Raw genomic sequence first — 17485 nt, forward strand, 5'->3', positions numbered from 1 at the left:
GCGTGCAACTGCGCGGCGATGCCGCCACACGTGCGCTGGTGCCGGAGGCCGCCCCGGCCGACGAGACCGACTACGCAGCCGAATACCTCGACCTGATCCTGGCGGTGGCGGTGGTGCCCGACCTGGAATCGGCGATCGCCCATATCCGCCGCTACGGCTCGGACCACACCGAGGTCATCGCCACCGCCGACGACGGCAATGCCGAACGCTTCGTGCAGGCCTTGCGCTCGGCGGTGGTCATGGTCAACGCGTCCTCGCGCTTCTCCGACGGCGGCGAACTCGGCCTGGGCGCGGAGATCGGCATTTCCACCACCCGCCTGCACGCCTATGGCCCGATGGGACTGGAAGCGCTGACGGTAGAGCGCTTCGTGGTGCGCGGTGAGGGGCAGGTGCGGCATTAGCCGCTCGATGCGCGGCGGGTGCGCGCGGCAGACCCAACCTTTGACACTCCCCGGCGGGCTGCGGCCTGCCTACAGTCGATGATCGTCCTTGCCATGTCCGGAGTCGTCGATGCGCCGCCTTGCCGCTTGCCTGCTCGCTACCGCCGTCGCTGCCGTGATCGGGGGGACCTGTTCGCAAACCCTGCCGATGACGCCGGATATCACCGGCAAGGATTTCCTCGCGCCAACCGAGGCCAACGACTACATCAAGCGCGAGGTGATGATCCCGATGCGCGATGGGGTCAAGTTGCATACGGTGATCGTGCTGCCCAAGGGGGCACACAACGCGCCGATGATGCTGACCCGCACGCCTTACAACGCCAGCGGCCGCACCGAGCGCATCGCCTCGCCGCATATGAAGGATTTGCTGGCGCAGGGAGATGACGTCTTCGTCGAGGGCGGCTATATCCGCGTGTTCCAGGACGTGCGCGGCAAGTACGGGTCGGAAGGCGATTACGTGATGACCCGGCCGCTGCGCGGGCCGCTCAACAACACGCCGGTGGACCATGCCACCGATGCCTGGGACACCATCGATTGGCTGGTGAAGAACGTCAAGGAGTCCAATGGCAAGGTCGGCATGATCGGCTCGTCGTACGAGGGCTTCACCGTGGTGATGGCGCTGACCGATCCGCATCCGGCGTTGAAGGTGGCCGTGCCGGAGAGCCCGATGATCGATGGCTGGATGGGCGACGATTGGTTCAATTACGGCGCCTTCCGCCAGGTCAACTTCGACTATTTCACCGGCCAGCTCAGCAAGCGCGGCAAGGGCGAGGGCATCGCCCGCCAGGGACACGACGACTACAGCAATTTCCTGCAGGCCGGTTCGGCCGGCGACTTCGGCAAGGCCGCTGGCCTGGAGCAGCTGCCCTGGTGGCATAAGCTCACCGAGCATCCGGCCTATGACACGTTCTGGCAGCAGCAGGCGCTGGACAAGGTCATGGCGCGCACCCCCCTCAAGGTGCCGACGATGTGGCTGCAGGGCCTGTGGGACCAGGAGGACATGTGGGGCGCCGTCCATAGCTATGCGGCAATGGAGTCGCGCGACAGCGGCAATATGCGCAATTACCTGGTGATGGGGCCGTGGCGGCATAGCCAGGTCAACTACGACGGCAGCATGCTGGGGGCGCTGAGCTTCGACGGCGACACCGCGCGCCAGTTCCGCCACGACGTGCTGCGTCCGTTCCTGGATCAGTACCTGGTCGACGGTGCGCCCAAGGCGAAGACGCCACCAGTGTTCATCTACGACACCGGCGCCAACCACTGGGACCGCCTGCAGACCTGGCCGCGCAGTTGCGCCTCCGGCTGCGCATCGGCCAGCAAGCCGCTGTATCTGCAGCCCGGCGGCAAGTTGTCGTTCCAGGCCACGGCAGCGGCCCAACCGGGCTATGAGGAATATGTGTCCGATCCGGCCAAGCCGGTGCCGTTCGTGCCGCGTCCGGTGGACTTCGCCGACCGCACGATGTGGACGACCTGGCTGGTGCAGGACCAACGCTTCGTCGACGGACGCCCGGACGTGCTGACCTTCGTCAGCGATCCGCTGACCGCGCCGCTGCAGATCGCCGGCGCACCCGAGGTGCACCTGCAGGCCTCCACCAGCGGCAGCGACAGCGACTGGGTGGTGAAGCTGATCGATGTGTATCCGGCAGAAATGGCGTCCACGCCGAAGATGGGCGGCTACGAATTGCCGGTATCGCTGGCGATCTTCCGCGGTCGCTACCGCGAGAGTTTCAGCGCGCCCAAGGCGCTGACGCCGGATCAGCCGCTGGCCTACCGCTTCGGCCTGCCGACCGCCAACCACACCTTCCAGCCCGGTCATCGGGTGATGGTGCAGGTGCAGTCCAGCCTGTTCCCGCTGTACGACCGCAACCCGCAGCGTTACGTGGACAACATCTTCTTCGCCAAACCGGGCGACTACCAGAAGGCCACCCAGCGCATCTATGTCGGCGGCGAGCAGGCCAGCTACATCAGTCTGCCGGTACGATGACGCGGCGCGTCGGCGGGGTCCAGGCATCCTCCAGCAATTGCGGGCGGCAGGTGACCCAGGCCGCCAGCACCAGCACGCCCAGGCAGCCGATCAGGAACAGGAACGACCACGACCAGCCGCCACTGTGCGCGTGCAGCCAGCCGAACAGCAACGGTCCCAGGCAGCTCACCGCATAGCCCATGCCTTGCGAGAAGCCCGACAACGCGGCCGAGCCGGACGCGCTGCGGGTGCGCTGGTTGACCAGCACCAGCGCCAGCGGAAAGGTGCTCGGGCCCAGCCCGAGCAGGGTCACCCACAGCAGTGGCGCCGCCAGCGGTGCCTGCCACAGGCCGGCGAAGGCCAGCAGGTGGCACGCCACGCAGGCCAGCACGATCGGAAAGGGGTTGCGCACGCGCACGGCCAGGGCCGGCATCACCAAGGCACCCACCATGCCCAGCGCGGAGAACAGCGCCAGCATGCTGCCGCCGAAGGCCGGCGAGGCTCCGGCCTCGCGGAACAGCGTCGGCAGCCAGGTGAACATTGCGTAGGTGACCCCGGAGGTCATCCCGAAGGTCAATGCCATGCTCCAGCCCAGCAGCGTGCGCGCGACGCGGCCCTCGGCCTCGGGCGTGGGGCTGGCTGGCAGCGGCCCGGCGGTCCGCACCGGACGGTCGCCGGCCTGCACCAGCAGCCAGGCCGCCGTCGCCAGCAAGGCCGGCAGGATCCACAGCATCATCGCGCTGCGCCAGCCCAGGGCGTCGGCCACCGGCACCGCCAGCAGCGCCGGCAGCAGCGTCCCGATCTGCAGCACGGTGATGTACAGCGTGCTGATCCCGCCCACGCGATCGCCGAAATAGCGCTTGACCAACGGCGGCAACACCACGTTGCCGATGCCCATGCCTGCCAACGCCAGCAGCGAACCGAGCAACAGGCCCGCGGTGCCTGGCAGCAGCGGGCGCAGCACCAGGCCGGCGGTCGCCAATGCCATCGACAAGAGCGCGGTGCGCAACAATCCCAGCCTGCGCAGCACTGCAGGAGTGGCAACGCCGGTGAGGGCGAACGCCGCGGTCGGCAGCATGCCCAGCGTGCCCATGGTGCCGGCGGCAAAACCGTACTCGTGCGCAATGCGTTCCAGCAGCGGCGTCAGCGAGGTGACCGCAGTGCGCAGATTGAACGCCGACAACAGAATCGCCGCGAGCACGATGCCGCGGCCCTGCAGGCGGGCAGAAGAAGGATGGGAAGCAGCAGCAACAGACATGACCGATCGTCCGCATCTGCCCGTTGGCGGGCGATGCCTGAAAACACAAAACCGGCACAAGGCCGGTTTGGTGTCTTGAAACTTGGTCGGGGAGACAGGATTCGAACCTGCGACCTCTACGTCCCGAACGTAGCGCTCTACCAGACTGAGCTACACCCCGAAGGAGCCGCGTATATTACATACGCAATTGCCGATCGGCAAGCCCTTGCCGCCATCATTCCTCGCTGCTGCACTGATCTGGCTCGCGGGCTTCGAACCACATGCCGTTGAGCACGGCGGCCATCGCGGCCAGGCCGGTCCCGAGGATCCAAGCGAAGTACCACATCATCATTCTCCTGCAATCGATCGAAACGTGTCGTCGCGCTGTCGCCTGCGTGCAGGCGACAGGCGGCGCTCAATACGCGTTGGGGTTGCCTGCCATCTCTTCAGCGGTGACCTTGCCCTTGAGCACGCGATAGACCCAGCTGGTGTAGGCAAGGATGAGTGGCAGAAACACCGCCGTGGCCAGCAACATGATCCAGAGCGTCAAGCGGCTGCTGGAGGCATCCCACACGGTCAGGCTGGCGCCCGGCACGCTGGAAGATGGCAACAGAAAGGGAAACAGCGCAAAGCCGACGGTGAGGATGATGCCGGCGATGGCGCTGCCGGAGGCGATGAAGGCCAGGCCGCCGCGGTGCGCTCGCAGCAGCAGCGCACTCAGGACCAGTCCGAACAGGCCCGTAGCCGGTGCCAGCAACGTGGCCGGCATGCGACTGTAGTTGTGCAACCAACCACCGAGAGCGGTGATTGCCGCGGTCTTGCCAAGCGGATCGGTGGCCGCGTCGGTCACCGTGGCCGAGGTCACCGCATATCCGGGCAAGCCGAACGCGACAAAGGCGCCGCCAGCGGCAAACAGCAGCAGGGCGCTCCAGGCCGCCAGACTGCCGTAGCGTGCGGCACGTTCGGCGACCGGGCCATCGGTCTTCAGTACCAACATGGCCGCACCGTGCGCCGCCAGCATCGCCACGCTCAGCAGGCCGGCCAGCAAGGCGAATGGCGTCAACAGGCCGAAGAAGCTGCCGGTATAGCTCACTCGCAGGCTGTCGTCGAAATGGAACGGCACGCCCAGCAGCACGTTGCCCACCGCCACGCCGATGATCAGCGCCGGCACGAAGCCACCGATGAACAGCGCCCAGTCCCAGCTGTTGCGCCAGCGCGGGTCCGGCAACTTGCCGCGGTATTTGAACCCGACCGGGCGCAGGATCAGCGCGAACAGGATCACGAACATCGCCAGGTAGAAGCCGGAGAAACTCACCGCGTACAGCGGCGGCCAGGCGGCGAAGATCGCGCCGCCACCGAGCACCAGCCAGACCTGGTTGCCTTCCCACACCGGGCCGATGGTGTTGACCACCAGCCGGCGTTCGGCGTCGTTGCGCGCCACCAGCGGCAGCAGCGCGCCCACGCCGAGGTCGAAGCCATCCATCACCGCAAAGCCGATCAGCAGGATGCCCAACAGCAGCCACCAGATCACCCGCAGGGTCGTGTAATCCAAACCAATGAAGTCCATCGTCGGCCTCCGCCGTTACGGTTGGGCGCCGGCCAGCGCAGTGCGGGCCTGGGCAGTGGGGGCGGCATCGGGCAGCGCCGGTACGAAGGCGTCCGGGCCCTTCTTGATCGCCTTGAGCATCAACTTGATCTCCACGATCAGCAGCAGCGTGTAAAGCGCCACGAAGCCGCACAGCGACAGCAGGACCTGGTGCAGTGCCAGGCCGGATGCGGCGTAGAAGGTCGGCAGTACGCCTTCCACCGCCCACGGCTGGCGGCCGTATTCGGCCACGTACCAGCCGCATTCGATGGCGATCCACGGCACCGGCAGCGACCACAGTGCAGCGATCAGGAACCAGCGCTTGTCCTCGAAGTTGTGCTTGCAGGAGAACCAGAACGCGGCCACGAAGAAGCCGATCAGGTAGAAGCCGGCGGCGGCCATCACCCGGAAGGTCCAGAACAACGGCAGCACGCGCGGTACGGTGTCGAACGCGGCCTGGGCGATCTGTTCGGGCGTGGCGTTGCCGATGTCGTCGCGGTAGCGTTTCAGTAGCAGGCCATGGCCCAGATCCTGCCAATGCGCTTGGAAGACCTTGCGCGCTTCCGCGTCGTGCTTGTCGGCACGCAGGCGTTGCAGCGCGCCGTAGGCGATCTGGCCGCCGCGCACGCGATGTTCGGCACGCTTGACCAGCTCCAGGATGCCGGGGATTTGCTGATCCAGTGAGCGGGTGGCCACCAGTCCCATCAGGTAGGGCAGTTGCACCGCATAATCATTGCGGTGGGTGATCTGGTTGGGAATGCCGAAGGCGGTGAAGTTGGCCGGCGCGGCTTCGGTTTCCCACATCGCCTCGATCGCGGCGAGCTTCATCTTCTGGTGCTCGTTGGCGGCATAGCCGCTTTCATCGCCGAGCACCACCACCGACAGCGCAGAAAACAGCCCGAACGCCGCGGCCACCGCGAACGAGCGCCGCGCCAGTTCGCGATGCCGTCCGCGCAACAGGAAGAACGCACTGATCGACATCACGAACATCGCCCCGGTGACGTAGCCGGCGCTGACCGTGTGCACGAACTTGGCTTGCGCGACCGGATTGAACAGCACTGCGATGAAGTCGACGACCTCCATGCGCATGGTGTCGGGATTGAACACCGCCCCGGTGGGATGCTGCATCCAGCCATTGGCGATCAGGATCCATAGCGCAGACAGATTGGTGCCCAGCGCCATCAACCAGGTGACGGTGAGGTGCTGGACGCGCGAGAGCCGGCTCCAACCGAAGAAGAACAGGCCGATGAAGGTCGCTTCCAGGAAGAACGCCATCAGGCCTTCGATCGCCAGCGGCGCGCCGAAGATGTCGCCGACATAGTGGCTGTAATAGGCCCAGTTCATGCCGAACTGGAACTCCATCACGATGCCGGTGCCGACGCCCATCGCGAAGTTGATGCCGAACAGCACGCCCCAGAACAAGGTCATGCGGCGCCAGACGTCCCTGCCGGTCATGACATAGACGCTCTCCATGATGGCGATCATGAAGGACAGGCCCAGCGTCAGCGGGACGAAGAGGAAGTGGTACATCGCAGTCAGCGCAAACTGCAGCCGCGACAGTTCAACGACGGTCGAGTCGATCATGGCAGGGTGGACCTGGTTGGGTAGCGGTGAGTCACGGCGCGGATCATCCACCGCTGCCGACGCCGGCGCGTTGATCCAAATCAAGGCCGCCCAGGCGGGGTGCGGCACACTGCTCAGCCTGCGGCGAGCGGTGCGCGCCTACAATCGCCGCCTGATCCAGTGACTGCCGAGAACGATGTGAGTGCAACCCGCGCGAGCGACCGTGAGACCACCGAACAGCGCCGTGCCCGCACGCGTTGGCTCGATGGCTTGGCGGTTGGGGCAACGCGCGCACGCCGCCTGGCGGCGGTAGCCGTGGCACTGTCCGGCCTGCTGTTGTTGCTGCAGGCCGCCGCGATCGCCTGGGCGTTGCAGGCGGTGCTGGTGCGCGGCCTGCCACTCGGCGCACTGGGGCCGGCGTTCGCGGCGTTGCTGACGGCCTTGTTGGGCCGCGCTGCCTTCGGTGCCTGGGCGCAATCGCTGGCCGGCGAGGTTGCCGATGTCGCCAAGCACAGCCTGCGCCTGCAGATCGCCCGCACCCTGGTCCAGCGCGGGCCCCTGTGGTTGCGGCAGCAGCGCAGCGGCGAACTCGGCGAACTGACGCTTGGCCATGCCGATGCGCTGGAAGGGTATTTCGTCGGTTACCAACTGGCGCGGGTGGAAGTCGTGGTGGTGCCGGTGTTGATCCTGCTGGCGGTGTTCCCGGTGGATTGGGTGGTGGGCGTGGTGCTGCTGTTGACCGCGCCGTTGATTCCCTTCTTCATGATGCTGGTGGGGTGGGGCGCCGAGGCGGCCGGGCGCGCGCAACTGGCGGAGTTGGCGCGCATGGGCGGGCATTTCGCCGATCGCCTCAAGGGCCTGGGACTGTTGCGCCTCTACGGCCGCGGCGAACACGAGCTGAGCGGTATTGCGCTAGCGGCCGAAGGCGTCCGCGAGCGCTCGCTCAAGGTGCTGCGGATCGCCTTTCTGTCCTCCACCGTGCTGGAATTCTTTGCCTCGGTGAGCGTGGCCATCGTGGCGTTGTACTTCGGCTTGAGCTATCTGGGCATGCTGACGTTGCGCGCGCCACCCAGCCTGGGCACCGGCATGTTCTGCCTGCTGCTGGCGCCGGAATTCTTCGGCCCGCTACGCCGTCTGGCTGCGCATTATCACGACCGCGCCAATGCGCTGGCGGCGGTGGCGGAAGTGGAGCGTCTGCTGCAGGTGCGGGACGCAGAGACGCGTAACGACGCAGACGGGCGAGCCGGGCAGGCACCGACGCTGCCAGAAGTTGCCTCGCAGGCCACGCCAGCGCCGCTGTTGCAGGCAGAGCGACTGGTGTTGCGTCCGCGCGGTGCGCCACGGCCGGTCGTACAAGATTTCTCGCTCAGCGTGCAGGCTGGTGAGCGCATCGCGCTGATCGGCGCCAGCGGGCAGGGCAAGAGCACCGTGCTGGAAGCGCTGGCCGGCTGGTTGCCGCTCGAGCAGGGCCGGCGTGTTCTGCGCGATGGCATCCGTATCGGCTATGCGCCGCAGCGGCCGTATCTGTTTCAGGGCAGCATCGCCGACAACCTGCGTCTTGCCGATCCGCAGGCCGATGCGGCGCGCGTGCAGGCCGTGGCCGAAGCGACCCAGGTGATGCGCTTTGCAGCCGAATTGCCGGCGCGGCTGGACACGCCGATCGGCGAGCGTGGCTTCGGTCTGTCCGGTGGCGAGGCCCGCCGGGTGGCCTTGGCGCGGCTGTTGTTGCATGCACCGGACCTGTTGTTGCTCGACGAACCGACCGCGTTCCTCGACCCCGAGACCGAAGTCGCATTGCTGCGCAGCCTGGCGCAATTTTCCGATGGTCGCGCCATCGTGGTGGCCACACATAGCCTGGCCGTGATGCGCTGGGCTGATCGGGTTGTCGACCTGCAAGGCCAGCGCGTGGAGTTGCCGGCATGAATCCGTTGCCTGCCGATCGCCTGCGCACGGTGTTCCTGCGCCATGCCGGGCGCCTGGCGCTCTCCGCACTGCTGGTGCTGGTGACGCTGCTGGCCGGCATCGGCCTGCTGGCGCTGTCGGGCAGCTTCCTGACCGCTGCCGCGCTGGCTGGTGTGGCGGGCATGGGGTCGGGCTTCAATTTCTTTTCGCCATCGGCCGGCATCCGCGCACTGACCTTCGCCCGCATCGTCTCGCGCTACGGCGAAAAGCTGATCGGCCACGATGCCACCTTGCGGATCGCGCGCGACCTGCGGGTGTGGTTCTTCCGGCGCGCGCTGCCGCTGGCGCCCGGTCGCCTGTCGGCCACACGCACCGGCGAATTGCTGGCGCGGCTGATGTCCGACATCGGCGAAGTCGACGGTGTGAGCGTGCGTGCGCTGGCACCGCTGGGCGGGTTGCTCGCCGCCTGGTTGGCCGCGCTGGTAGGGGCGGCGCTGATCCTGCCGTCGGCGGCGCTGGTGCTGGCGGTGCTGGGTCTGGCGATCGGCGGATGGGCGCCCTGGATCATCGCGCGTGGCGGGACGCGGCGCGAACAGGTGCGCGCGCAGGCCCGTGCCACGCTGCGGACCCAGGCGTTCGAGGGGCTGGAAGGCGCCGCCGATCTGGCCGCGTTGCAGGCGCAAGCGCGATGGCTGGCGCAGATCGATGGGGCCGCCAAGGCCTTGGCCGCGGGCGATCGCGGGCAACGGCAACGGCTGATCGGCGGCAACTTGGTGCAAGCGGTCTGCGCTGCGTTCGGCGTGGCTGGCGTGCTGTGGCTGGCGTTGCAGGCAGCGGGGCAGGGGCGGATCGACGCCGCGCTGGCCGCCGCGCTGGTCTTCCTGACCCTGGCGCTGCTGGAAGTGGCGGCTGGCGCCGGCCTGGCGGTGCAGACCTTGCTGAGCGCGCGGGTGGCGGCCGCGCGGCTGCAAGCCATCGTCGACCAGGCGCCGTCCGTGCTCGATCCTGCGCAACCGCTCGCCGTTCCCGAGCGCGGCAGCCTGCGCGTGCGGCAGCTGTCCTTTCGCTGGCCAGGCGTGGCACGTCCGCTGCTGGATGGCATCGACCTCACGCTGGCACCGGGCGAGCGCATTGCCATCGGCGGCGATAGCGGCAGCGGCAAGAGCACGTTGTCGGCGCTGTTGTTGCGCTTGTGGGACCCGGATCAAGGGCGGGTGGACTATGCCGGGGTGGAACTGCGCCAGTTTGCGCAGGCGCAGTGGCATCAGCGCATCGCCTGGCTGCCGCAGCAGGCCCCAGTGTTCGCTGGCACAGTGCAGGAGAATCTGCGCATCGGTGCCGCCGATGCCGATGCCGCGGCGATGTGGCAGGCGCTCGAGCAGGTGCGTCTGGGCGAGTGGGCGCGCGCGCATGCCGGCCTGGACACGTGGGTGGGCGAGAACGGTGCCACCTTGTCGGCCGGGCAGTCACGCCGACTGGCGCTGGCGCGCGCATTGCTGCGCGACGCCCCCATCCTGCTGCTGGACGAGCCCACCGATGGTCTGGATGTGGATACCGCCCATGCCTTGCTGCTGGATCTGGCGGCGGCGCTCGGCCCGCGCAGCCTGGTGATGATCACCCATGACGCGCTGCCGGACGGCGTGGTGCAGCGGCGGTACCGCTTGCAGGCAGGCAAGCTGGAACCATGCGTCTGATCGTGAGCGCGTCGCGCCTGTTGCGGTGTCGCGCGCAGCCATCGGCGGGCGACCGCTAACAGCGATCCGGTGAGGCACGCGTTGCTGCCGCGCTGCAGCTCAGCGAGGGCGGCAGTCGCACGCGGCACGCATCGCCTCTCCGCATGTGTCGCGCGCTAGAGTGCGGCCAGAAAGCGTTGCACCGCTGGCCCGAAACGGGCGAAGTCGACCAGGAAGGCGTCATGGCCTTGCGGCGAATCCAGCCCCAGGAATTGCGCGTCCGCCCCACCGGCGCGCAAGCCATCGGCGATCTGTTGCTGTTGGTGCACCGGGAACAGGATGTCGGTGTTGGCACCGATCGCGAGCGCACGTGCCACCTGGATGCGCGCCAATCCGGTCAGCACCTCGGCATCGCCGGGTGCCGCCGCGTTGCTCGCTCCGCTGCCATCGTCGGCCAGGTCGAACCAGTCCATCGAACGGCTCAGATACAGATAGCAATTGGGATCGAAGAACCGCACGAATCGACGGGCGTGGCCCTCCAGATAGCTTTCGACCTGGAACTCCAGGCCGAACGGATCGTCGTCGGTCTGTTCGGAATCCAGTCGCACACGTCCGAAACGGCCATCCCATTCCAGCGCCGAGCGGTAGGTGATCACGCCCAGCTTGCGCGCCATCCGCATGCCCGATTCGGGATAGTGCGCATCGTCGTACTGTCCGCCGTTCCATTGCGGATCCAGGCGGATCGCCTCGCGTTGCAGCGAGCGGATGGCGATGGAGAACGGCAATGCGCGCGCACTGCCGGAAATATTGATATGGCTGCGGGCGATGCCGGCATGGCGGCGCAGCAAGGCCAGCGCCGTCATGCCGCCCATCGAATTGCCGATCAGGCAGGCTAGTTGGGCGATGCCCAGCGCGCGCACGACAGAAGCAGCGGCATCGGCGACATCCTCGATCGACAATTCCGGGAAGCTGAGCCGATACGGCGCGCCGGTGGCTGGATCCAGCGAGGCCGGTCCGGTCGATCCCTTGCAGCTGCCCAGCGAGTTGACGCACACCACGAACCAGCGATCGGTATCGATCGGTTTGCCGGGGCCCAGCATCGTTTCCCACCAGCCGGGCTCGGGATTGGCGGCGTTGGCGGCTGCATGCGCGTTCGGCGACAGGCCGGTGACGATCAACACCGCATTGTCGCCGTCGGCCGACAGGCTGCCCCAGGTCTCGTAGGCGATGCGCGCCTGCTGCAGGGCTCCGCCACGCTTCATCGGAAACGGCGAGGGCAGGGAATGGAACAAGCTGCCGGGAGGGATGAATTCGGTCATGCGAGGATTCTAGCCGGCCGCTCCGCACGGTGGCGTGGGCACAGCCGCGTGGCGGCGCCGACAGCGTGTGCGAGCGGCCGACGCTGCACAGGCGCGTTGCGCAGCGTCATTTCATCCAATGCGCTGGCGGTGCAGCTGGCCGTGCAGCATGGTCGTGTTGCAGTGTCGCAGCTTCCCGCATTGGTGGCGCCGCCCTTCTGCTCGTACTACGAGTGCGTCAGCTGGTGCCAGCAAAACGCCGCGCGCCGTCAGCGCCCGATCAGCAGCTCCACCGGCGCCTTGGCCGGCAATTGCACCGTCACCGGTTCGGTGTCCACGTCCTCGGCCTGGCGCTGGGCGGTGCCGCTACGCGACAGGCGTGCACTGACCTGGACCTGCTGCAACGACGACAGGCGACGGGTCGGCATCGGGCTGTCGTTGTCGTCGAGGGTGACGGTCAGCGGCAGATCGGCCAGGCGATGTTTTTCCACCGCAACCGGCATCGGGCTGTCGGCGCTGCGGGCGATCACGAACACGCTGGTGTCGGCCGGCAGCGCGCGACGGCTGGCGAACGCCGGATCCAACCGCACATGCACGGTGATCTGCTGGCCGGCCGCCGCGGTTGTGGGCGCCGTGTCTGCAGACGCCAGCGGCGCCAAACCCGCGTCCTGGCGTGCGGCATTGATCTGTTCCAGCAGCCCGGGGCGGGTATCGGCGGCGACCGTGGCCAACAGGGGCATCCAGGTCTCGGCCGCCTTGGCCGGCTGGCCGGCCTGACGCTGCACCACGCCGAGGAACCAGCGCGCGCGCTCGTGCCCGGGCTGCAACGCCAACGCATGCTGCAGCAGCCGTGTCGTTTCCGGATCGCGTGCGGTCGGCGCAGCGACCAGGCGCGACTGTGCTGCTGCCACCAGCACGTCGGGCTCGTCCGGTTGCAAGGCGGCCGCGCGCGCGAAGGCGTCGCGGGCGGCGGCAAACTGCTGGCGACTGGAAAGCGAGCGTCCCAACAGCATCCAGCCTTCGGGCTGATTGGGATCGCGCGCCAACGCCTCCTGCAATTGCGCAATGGCCTCGTCCAGCGAGCGCGGCGGCGCGCGCGTGGTTGCGGCCGTCAATGCGCTTGGGGTACCGAGCTGCCAGTAGAGCGCCGCGCTGCCGGCCAGCAACACGGCCATGCTCGCCGCGGTCACGCCACGCGTTTGCCGCCACAGCGGCTGCAGTGCCAGGCCGAACGCCAGCACGGCCAGGCACGCGGCAATGGCGATAAAGGCCGCCATCACCACTCCTGCTCGTCGGCCGGGGCCGTCGGTGCGGCAGCACTGCGCCGCCGCACGAGCAGGACGATCGCGCCGGTGCCCAGCAGTAGCGCCAGCGCCGGACCGAACCACAGCAGCCAGGTACGCGATTCCATCTGCGGCCGGTACAGCACGAATTCGCCATAGCGCTCGACCAGAAACTGGCGGATCTGCGCATCGCTGTGACCGTCCTGCATCAAGGCCAGCACCTCGCGGCGCAAGTCCTGGGCGATCTGCGCATTGGAGTCGGCCAGCGACTGGTTCTGGCACTGCACGCAGCGCAGTTCGGCGGTCAGCGCATGGAAGCGCGCTTCCTCGGCCGCCGACCGATACTGCAACGGCGCCGGGTCGCCCTGCGGCTGGGCCAACGCCAGCCAGGGCCAGAGCAGCAGCGACAGCAGCCAGAGACGGGTCATGGGCGGGGATGCAAGTCCGGCGCCGCGCTGGGCGAGCGTTCGATCGCGGCCAGCGCCGGAATCAGCTGGCGATCGATCACCGCCTGGGTGAGCATGCCGCTGTACTTCCAGCGCACCACCCCGCGGCCGTCGATCAGGAAGGTTTCCGGGGCTGCGGCGATGCCGAAGTCGATCGCGGTGCGGCCGTCGGTGTCGGCGACCACCAGCAGATAGGGATTGCCGAGCTGCTCCAGCCAGCGCAGCGCATCGTTGCGGTCGTCCTTCCAGTTGTAGCCGATCACCCGCACGCGCTTGGTCAGCGCGAAGCGGCTGAGCACCGGGTGTTCTTCGCGACAGGCCGGGCACCAGCTGCCCCAGACGTTCAGCACATACGGCGCGCCGCGCAGCTCGCGCGCATGCACGAGGATGTCCGGGTCGTGCAGCAGTGGCAGCGCAAACGCCGGCGCCGGCTTGCCGATCAGCGCCGAAGGCAGGCTGTCGCGGTCGTCCCGTCCCGAACGCACCACGCCGTACACCAGCAAGGCGGCCAGCGCGAGCAGCAATACGCCGGCGCCCACCAGCACGGCGGTCGGCAAGCGAGAGGGGCGGGACTCAGACATCAGGGATCTCCGGGGAACGACGGAAGCGCCGGTCGGCCGCGGTCACCAGGCCGCCGAGCGCCATCAGCAACGCGCCCAGCCAGATCCAGCGGACGAAGGGTTTGACATGCACGCGTACCGCCCAGGCCTGGTTGCCCAGCGGTTCGCCCAGGGCGACATACAGATCGTCGAACGGACTGGGGCGGATGGCGGCCTCGGTCAGCACCTGGCCGCCGCTGGCATAGCGGCGCTTTTCGGCCAGCAGCCGGCCGGCCGGCGCGTCGTCGCGGAACACCTGCAGGTGGGCGCGATCGGCGAGATAGTTGGGGCCGCGGACCGCATCCAGCTGTTCGAAGTGCAAGGCATAGCGGCCGATGTGCAGCTGCTGGCCCGGTGCCAATGCGACTTCGCGCTGCAGGCTGAGCGATTCCACCAGCAGCGCGCCGACCAGGAAGACGGCGACGCCGACATGGGCCAGCAGCATGCCCAGCATCTCGGCGGTGAAGCGGCGTCCTTTCGCCGCGCGACGGGTCCAGGCGAACCGCAGCGTGCCGGCCAGCACCCAGACCGCCGCAGCGACGCCGAGCGCGGTCTTCCAGCGCCCCTGCGGTGCGGCCCACCAGGCCAGCGCGCCGAGCACGATGGCCAAGGCGGCCCACGGTGCCAGCATCGCCAGCGGACGCGACGCCTGTTCGCGTTGCCAGCGGGTCAGTGGACCGAAGGGCAATAGCGCCACCAGCGGCGCCATCAGGACGACGAACAAGGTGCCGAAGTAGGGCGGCCCGACCGACAGCTTGCCCAGCCCCAGCGCATCGGCCAGCAGCGGATACAAGGTGCCGAGCAGCACCATCACGCAGGCGCAGCTGAGTAGCAGGTTGTTGAGCAGCAGCAAGGTCTCGCGTGAGCTGCCGGCGAAGGCGCGGCGCGGATCGTCGCCCGTGCTGAGCCGCGGCGCACGCAGCACGTAGAGCAATAGCGCGCCGCCGACCACGATCAGCAGGAAGACCAGGATGAACACGCCACGCGCTGGGTCGGCGGCGAACGAATGCACGCTGGTCAGCACGCCCGAGCGCACCAGGAACGTCCCCAGCAGCGACAGCGCAAACGCGGCGATGGCCAGCAGCAAGGTCCAGCTGGCGAAGCTGCCGCGTTTTTCGGTGACTGCCTGCGAATGCAGCAGCGCCGCGCCCACCAGCCAGGGCATGAAGCTGGCGTTCTCGACCGGATCCCAGAACCACCAGCCGCCCCAGCCCAGTTCGTAATAGGCCCACCAACTGCCCAGCGCGATGCCGATGGTGAGCATCGCCCAGGCCACATTGGTCCAGGGCCGGGTCCAACGCAGCCAGCGGGCATCGATGCGCCCCTCCAGCAGCGCTGCGATCGCGAACGCGAACGGCACCGCGAAGCCGACATAGCCGCAGTACAGCAGTGGCGGATGCACGATCAGCCCGGGGTCCTGCAACAAAGGATTGAGGTCGGCGCCTTCCGGCGGCGCCGGCAGCAGGCGGGCGAACGGATTGGAGGTGAACAGCAGGAAGGCCAGAAAGCCCACGCTGATCACCGCCATCGTCCCCAGCACGCGCGCCAGCACCGCTTGCGGCAATTGCCGCGACCACAGCGCCACCGCACCGGTCCACAGCGCCAGCACCAGGGTCCACAGCAGCAACGAGCCCTCGTGTGCGCCCCACACCGCCGAATAGCGATAGACCAGCGGCAGCAGCGAGTTGGAATTCTCGGCCACGTAATGGACCGAGAAATCCTGCGCGAGGAAGCAGCGGGTCAAAACGCCGAACGCGGCAGCGATCAGGCCCAACTGCGCGAACGCAGCCGGCCGCGCCACCGCCATCCACGCCGGCAGCCCGCGCGCAGCGCCGGCCAGCGGCAGCACGGCCTGCAAGAGTGCCACCAGCAGGGCGAGGACCAGGAGGAAGGTGCCGAGTTCAGGGAGCATGGGAAGGCCGGGACTCGGGACCCGGGACCCGGGACCCGGGAAGGGCGGTGTGCGGGGGGCGTCCAGGGTGATGAATGCGGCTCGCAACAACGCGTCCGGCTGCAATGCCTTTGCGGGCCCCGGGTCCCGGGTCCCGGGGCCCGGCCGTTAGGGTCCCAGCTCCACGCGGACCCACCGTCACTGCATCCCCTCCACCTGATGCTTGCGGTGCGCGCTGCCCATCTTGTCGGCCACTTCCTTGGGCATATACGTTTCGTCGTGCTTGGCCAACACTTCGTCGGCGACGAACACGCCCTGCTGCATGCGGCCGGTCACCACCACCGCCTGTCCTTCGCGAAACAGGTCCGGCAGGATGCGGTCGTAACGCACCGGCAACTGCGCATCGCCGTCGGTGACGCGGAACTGTGCGGTCAACGAGCCAGCCGCGCGCTGGAAGGAACCTTTTTCGACCATGCCCCCCAGGCGGAAGCGGGCGTGCGCGCCGGCGTCGCCGCGCAGGACTTCGGCTGGCGTGTACAGGTAGGCGACATTGCGCTGCAAGGCCATCGCCACCAGGGTCGTGGCCAACCCCGCCGCCAGCACCAGCGCGAGCACCCACCACAGCCGGCGCCGGCGTTGCGGGTTCATCGCGACAGCTCCGCATCGCTGGGCAGCGAGTGCTTGCGATCGCGTCGCTGCCGCGCCTGCGCGCGCTTCAAGGCGCGCCGCACCTGCCAATGACTGGCCAGCAGGTCCCACAGCAGGACCAGCACGAACACTGCATAGGCGGCGATCACATACGACAGATAACTCATGCGGCCGGCTCCGGTGCGCGCGCCACCCAGGCCTTGCCGGCCTCGCGGCGCAGGTTGTCGGCGCGTGCGCGCAACAACAGCGAGCCGGCGAACCAGCATTTGGTCCCGATGACCATCCACCACAACGGCAGCAACATGCTGGCATCGATGGTCGACGGCCCGAACAGGCGGATGCTCTGGCCCTGGTGCAGGGAGTTCCACCACACCACCGAGTAGCGGATGACCGGCAGCAGGACCACGCCAACGATGGCCAGCAGGCCGGCGGCGCGCGCGGCCTGGCGGCGGTCGTCGATGGCCTGGTACAGCCCGGCGACACCCAGGTACAGGAACAGCAGGATCAGTTCGGTGGTCAGGCGTGGATCCCAGTCCCACCACGCGCCCCACATCGGCTTGCCCCAGATGCTGCCGGTGGCCAGGGTGATCACGGTGAAGGCAGCCCCGATCGGCGCGCAGGCCATCGCCAGGATTTCGCAGATCTTGATCCGCCAGATCAGCGCAATGGCGGCATACAGCGCCATCAGCGCGAACACGAACAGGCTCATCCAGGCGCTGGGCACGTGGATGTAGAGAATGCGGAAGCTATCGCCCTGCTGGTAGTCCGCCGGCACCGCGAACAGGGCCTGCCAGATGCCCACGCCCAACAGCACCGCGCCCAGCGCATGGCACCACGGAGCCCAACGGGCGGCGAAGCGATCGAAGACCGGTGGCGAGCCGAGTTGGTGGAACCAGCGGACGAGGACGTTCATGCGATGGCGATGGCTCTCGGAATGACGAAGGCTGCGAGCAGGGA

15 protein-coding genes, 1 tRNA gene and 1 pseudogene are annotated in these 17485 nt (G+C 68.1%); 4 read left to right on the plus strand and 13 right to left on the minus strand.

Features of this window, described 5'->3' with window-relative positions; genetic code table 11:
- Positions 1-401: pseudogene (locus CKY51_RS19525) on the plus strand (glutamate-5-semialdehyde dehydrogenase); the annotation flags it as partial.
- Between the two features lie 109 nt (positions 402-510).
- Entirely contained in the window at positions 511-2424 is a 1914-nt protein-coding gene (locus CKY51_RS19530; RefSeq protein WP_022971995.1) for a CocE/NonD family hydrolase, read from the plus strand.
- On the opposite strand, the gene CKY51_RS19535 is transcribed toward CKY51_RS19530, so the two are convergent.
- The 5 genes from CKY51_RS19535 to CKY51_RS19555 form a co-directional block, all read right to left on the minus strand.
- A complete protein-coding gene (locus tag CKY51_RS19535; protein WP_022971996.1) occupies positions 2405-3661 on the minus strand; it encodes an MFS transporter in 1257 nt (418 codons plus the stop codon). The two genes, CKY51_RS19530 and CKY51_RS19535, sit on opposite strands and share 20 nt — an antisense overlap.
- 83 nt (positions 3662-3744) lie before the next feature.
- Positions 3745-3821: transfer RNA gene (locus tag CKY51_RS19540), tRNA-Pro, on the minus strand.
- Between the two features lie 54 nt (positions 3822-3875).
- Positions 3876-3986: a cytochrome bd-I oxidase subunit CydX gene (gene cydX, locus CKY51_RS19545; protein ID WP_152249698.1), complete on the minus strand. Its 111-nt coding sequence runs from the start codon at positions 3984-3986 to the stop codon at positions 3876-3878.
- A gap of 69 nt (positions 3987-4055) precedes the next feature.
- Positions 4056-5207 (minus strand): cytochrome d ubiquinol oxidase subunit II, encoded by a 1152-nt coding sequence (gene cydB / locus CKY51_RS19550; protein WP_022971997.1) that lies wholly within the window; start codon positions 5205-5207, stop codon positions 4056-4058.
- 15 nt (positions 5208-5222) lie between these two features.
- Positions 5223-6809 carry a cytochrome ubiquinol oxidase subunit I gene (locus tag CKY51_RS19555; RefSeq protein ID WP_152249700.1) on the minus strand — a complete coding sequence of 529 codons (1587 nt, stop codon included), beginning with the start codon at positions 6807-6809 and terminating at the stop codon, positions 5223-5225.
- 159 nt (positions 6810-6968) lie between these two features.
- On the opposite strand from CKY51_RS19555, the gene cydD reads away from it, so the two are divergent.
- Entirely contained in the window at positions 6969-8711 is a 1743-nt protein-coding gene (gene cydD / locus CKY51_RS19560; RefSeq protein WP_022972000.1) for a thiol reductant ABC exporter subunit CydD, read from the plus strand.
- Positions 8708-10384, plus strand: coding sequence for a thiol reductant ABC exporter subunit CydC (gene cydC, locus CKY51_RS19565; RefSeq protein WP_022972001.1), 1677 nt, complete (start codon positions 8708-8710; stop codon positions 10382-10384). The genes cydD and cydC overlap by 4 nt, the downstream gene beginning before the upstream one ends.
- A 155-nt stretch (positions 10385-10539) precedes the next feature.
- On the opposite strand, the gene metX is transcribed toward cydC, so the two are convergent.
- The 8 genes from metX to CKY51_RS19605 all read right to left on the minus strand — a co-directional run bounded on the left by metX (position 10540) and on the right by CKY51_RS19605 (position 17441).
- The gene (metX, locus tag CKY51_RS19570) at positions 10540-11682 is read right to left on the minus strand and encodes a homoserine O-acetyltransferase MetX (protein ID WP_022972002.1); all 1143 of its coding nucleotides are present in this window, start codon (positions 11680-11682) and stop codon (positions 10540-10542) included.
- A gap of 248 nt (positions 11683-11930) precedes the next feature.
- Positions 11931-12938 (minus strand): tetratricopeptide repeat protein, encoded by a 1008-nt coding sequence (locus CKY51_RS19575; RefSeq protein ID WP_031339507.1) that lies wholly within the window; start codon positions 12936-12938, stop codon positions 11931-11933.
- Positions 12938-13372: a cytochrome c-type biogenesis protein gene (locus CKY51_RS19580; RefSeq protein WP_022972004.1), complete on the minus strand. Its 435-nt coding sequence runs from the start codon at positions 13370-13372 to the stop codon at positions 12938-12940. The genes CKY51_RS19575 and CKY51_RS19580 overlap by 1 nt, the downstream gene beginning before the upstream one ends.
- Positions 13369-13971 carry a DsbE family thiol:disulfide interchange protein gene (locus tag CKY51_RS19585; RefSeq protein ID WP_031339509.1) on the minus strand — a complete coding sequence of 201 codons (603 nt, stop codon included), beginning with the start codon at positions 13969-13971 and terminating at the stop codon, positions 13369-13371. Before CKY51_RS19585 ends, CKY51_RS19580 begins: the two co-directional genes overlap by 4 nt.
- Positions 13964-15901, minus strand: coding sequence for a heme lyase CcmF/NrfE family subunit (locus CKY51_RS19590; protein ID WP_022972006.1), 1938 nt, complete (start codon positions 15899-15901; stop codon positions 13964-13966). The genes CKY51_RS19585 and CKY51_RS19590 overlap by 8 nt, the downstream gene beginning before the upstream one ends.
- A 177-nt stretch (positions 15902-16078) precedes the next feature.
- Entirely contained in the window at positions 16079-16528 is a 450-nt protein-coding gene (gene ccmE, locus CKY51_RS19595; RefSeq protein ID WP_031339511.1) for a cytochrome c maturation protein CcmE, read from the minus strand.
- Positions 16525-16695: a heme exporter protein CcmD gene (gene ccmD / locus CKY51_RS22890; protein WP_031339513.1), complete on the minus strand. Its 171-nt coding sequence runs from the start codon at positions 16693-16695 to the stop codon at positions 16525-16527. The genes ccmE and ccmD overlap by 4 nt, the downstream gene beginning before the upstream one ends.
- Positions 16692-17441 carry a heme ABC transporter permease gene (locus CKY51_RS19605; protein WP_022972008.1) on the minus strand — a complete coding sequence of 250 codons (750 nt, stop codon included), beginning with the start codon at positions 17439-17441 and terminating at the stop codon, positions 16692-16694. The genes ccmD and CKY51_RS19605 overlap by 4 nt, the downstream gene beginning before the upstream one ends.
- Between the last annotated feature and the right edge of the window lie 44 nt (positions 17442-17485).

Origin of the sequence: Xanthomonas maliensis, assembly GCF_009192945.1 — a bacterium.
GTDB lineage: Bacteria > Pseudomonadota > Gammaproteobacteria > Xanthomonadales > Xanthomonadaceae > Xanthomonas > Xanthomonas maliensis.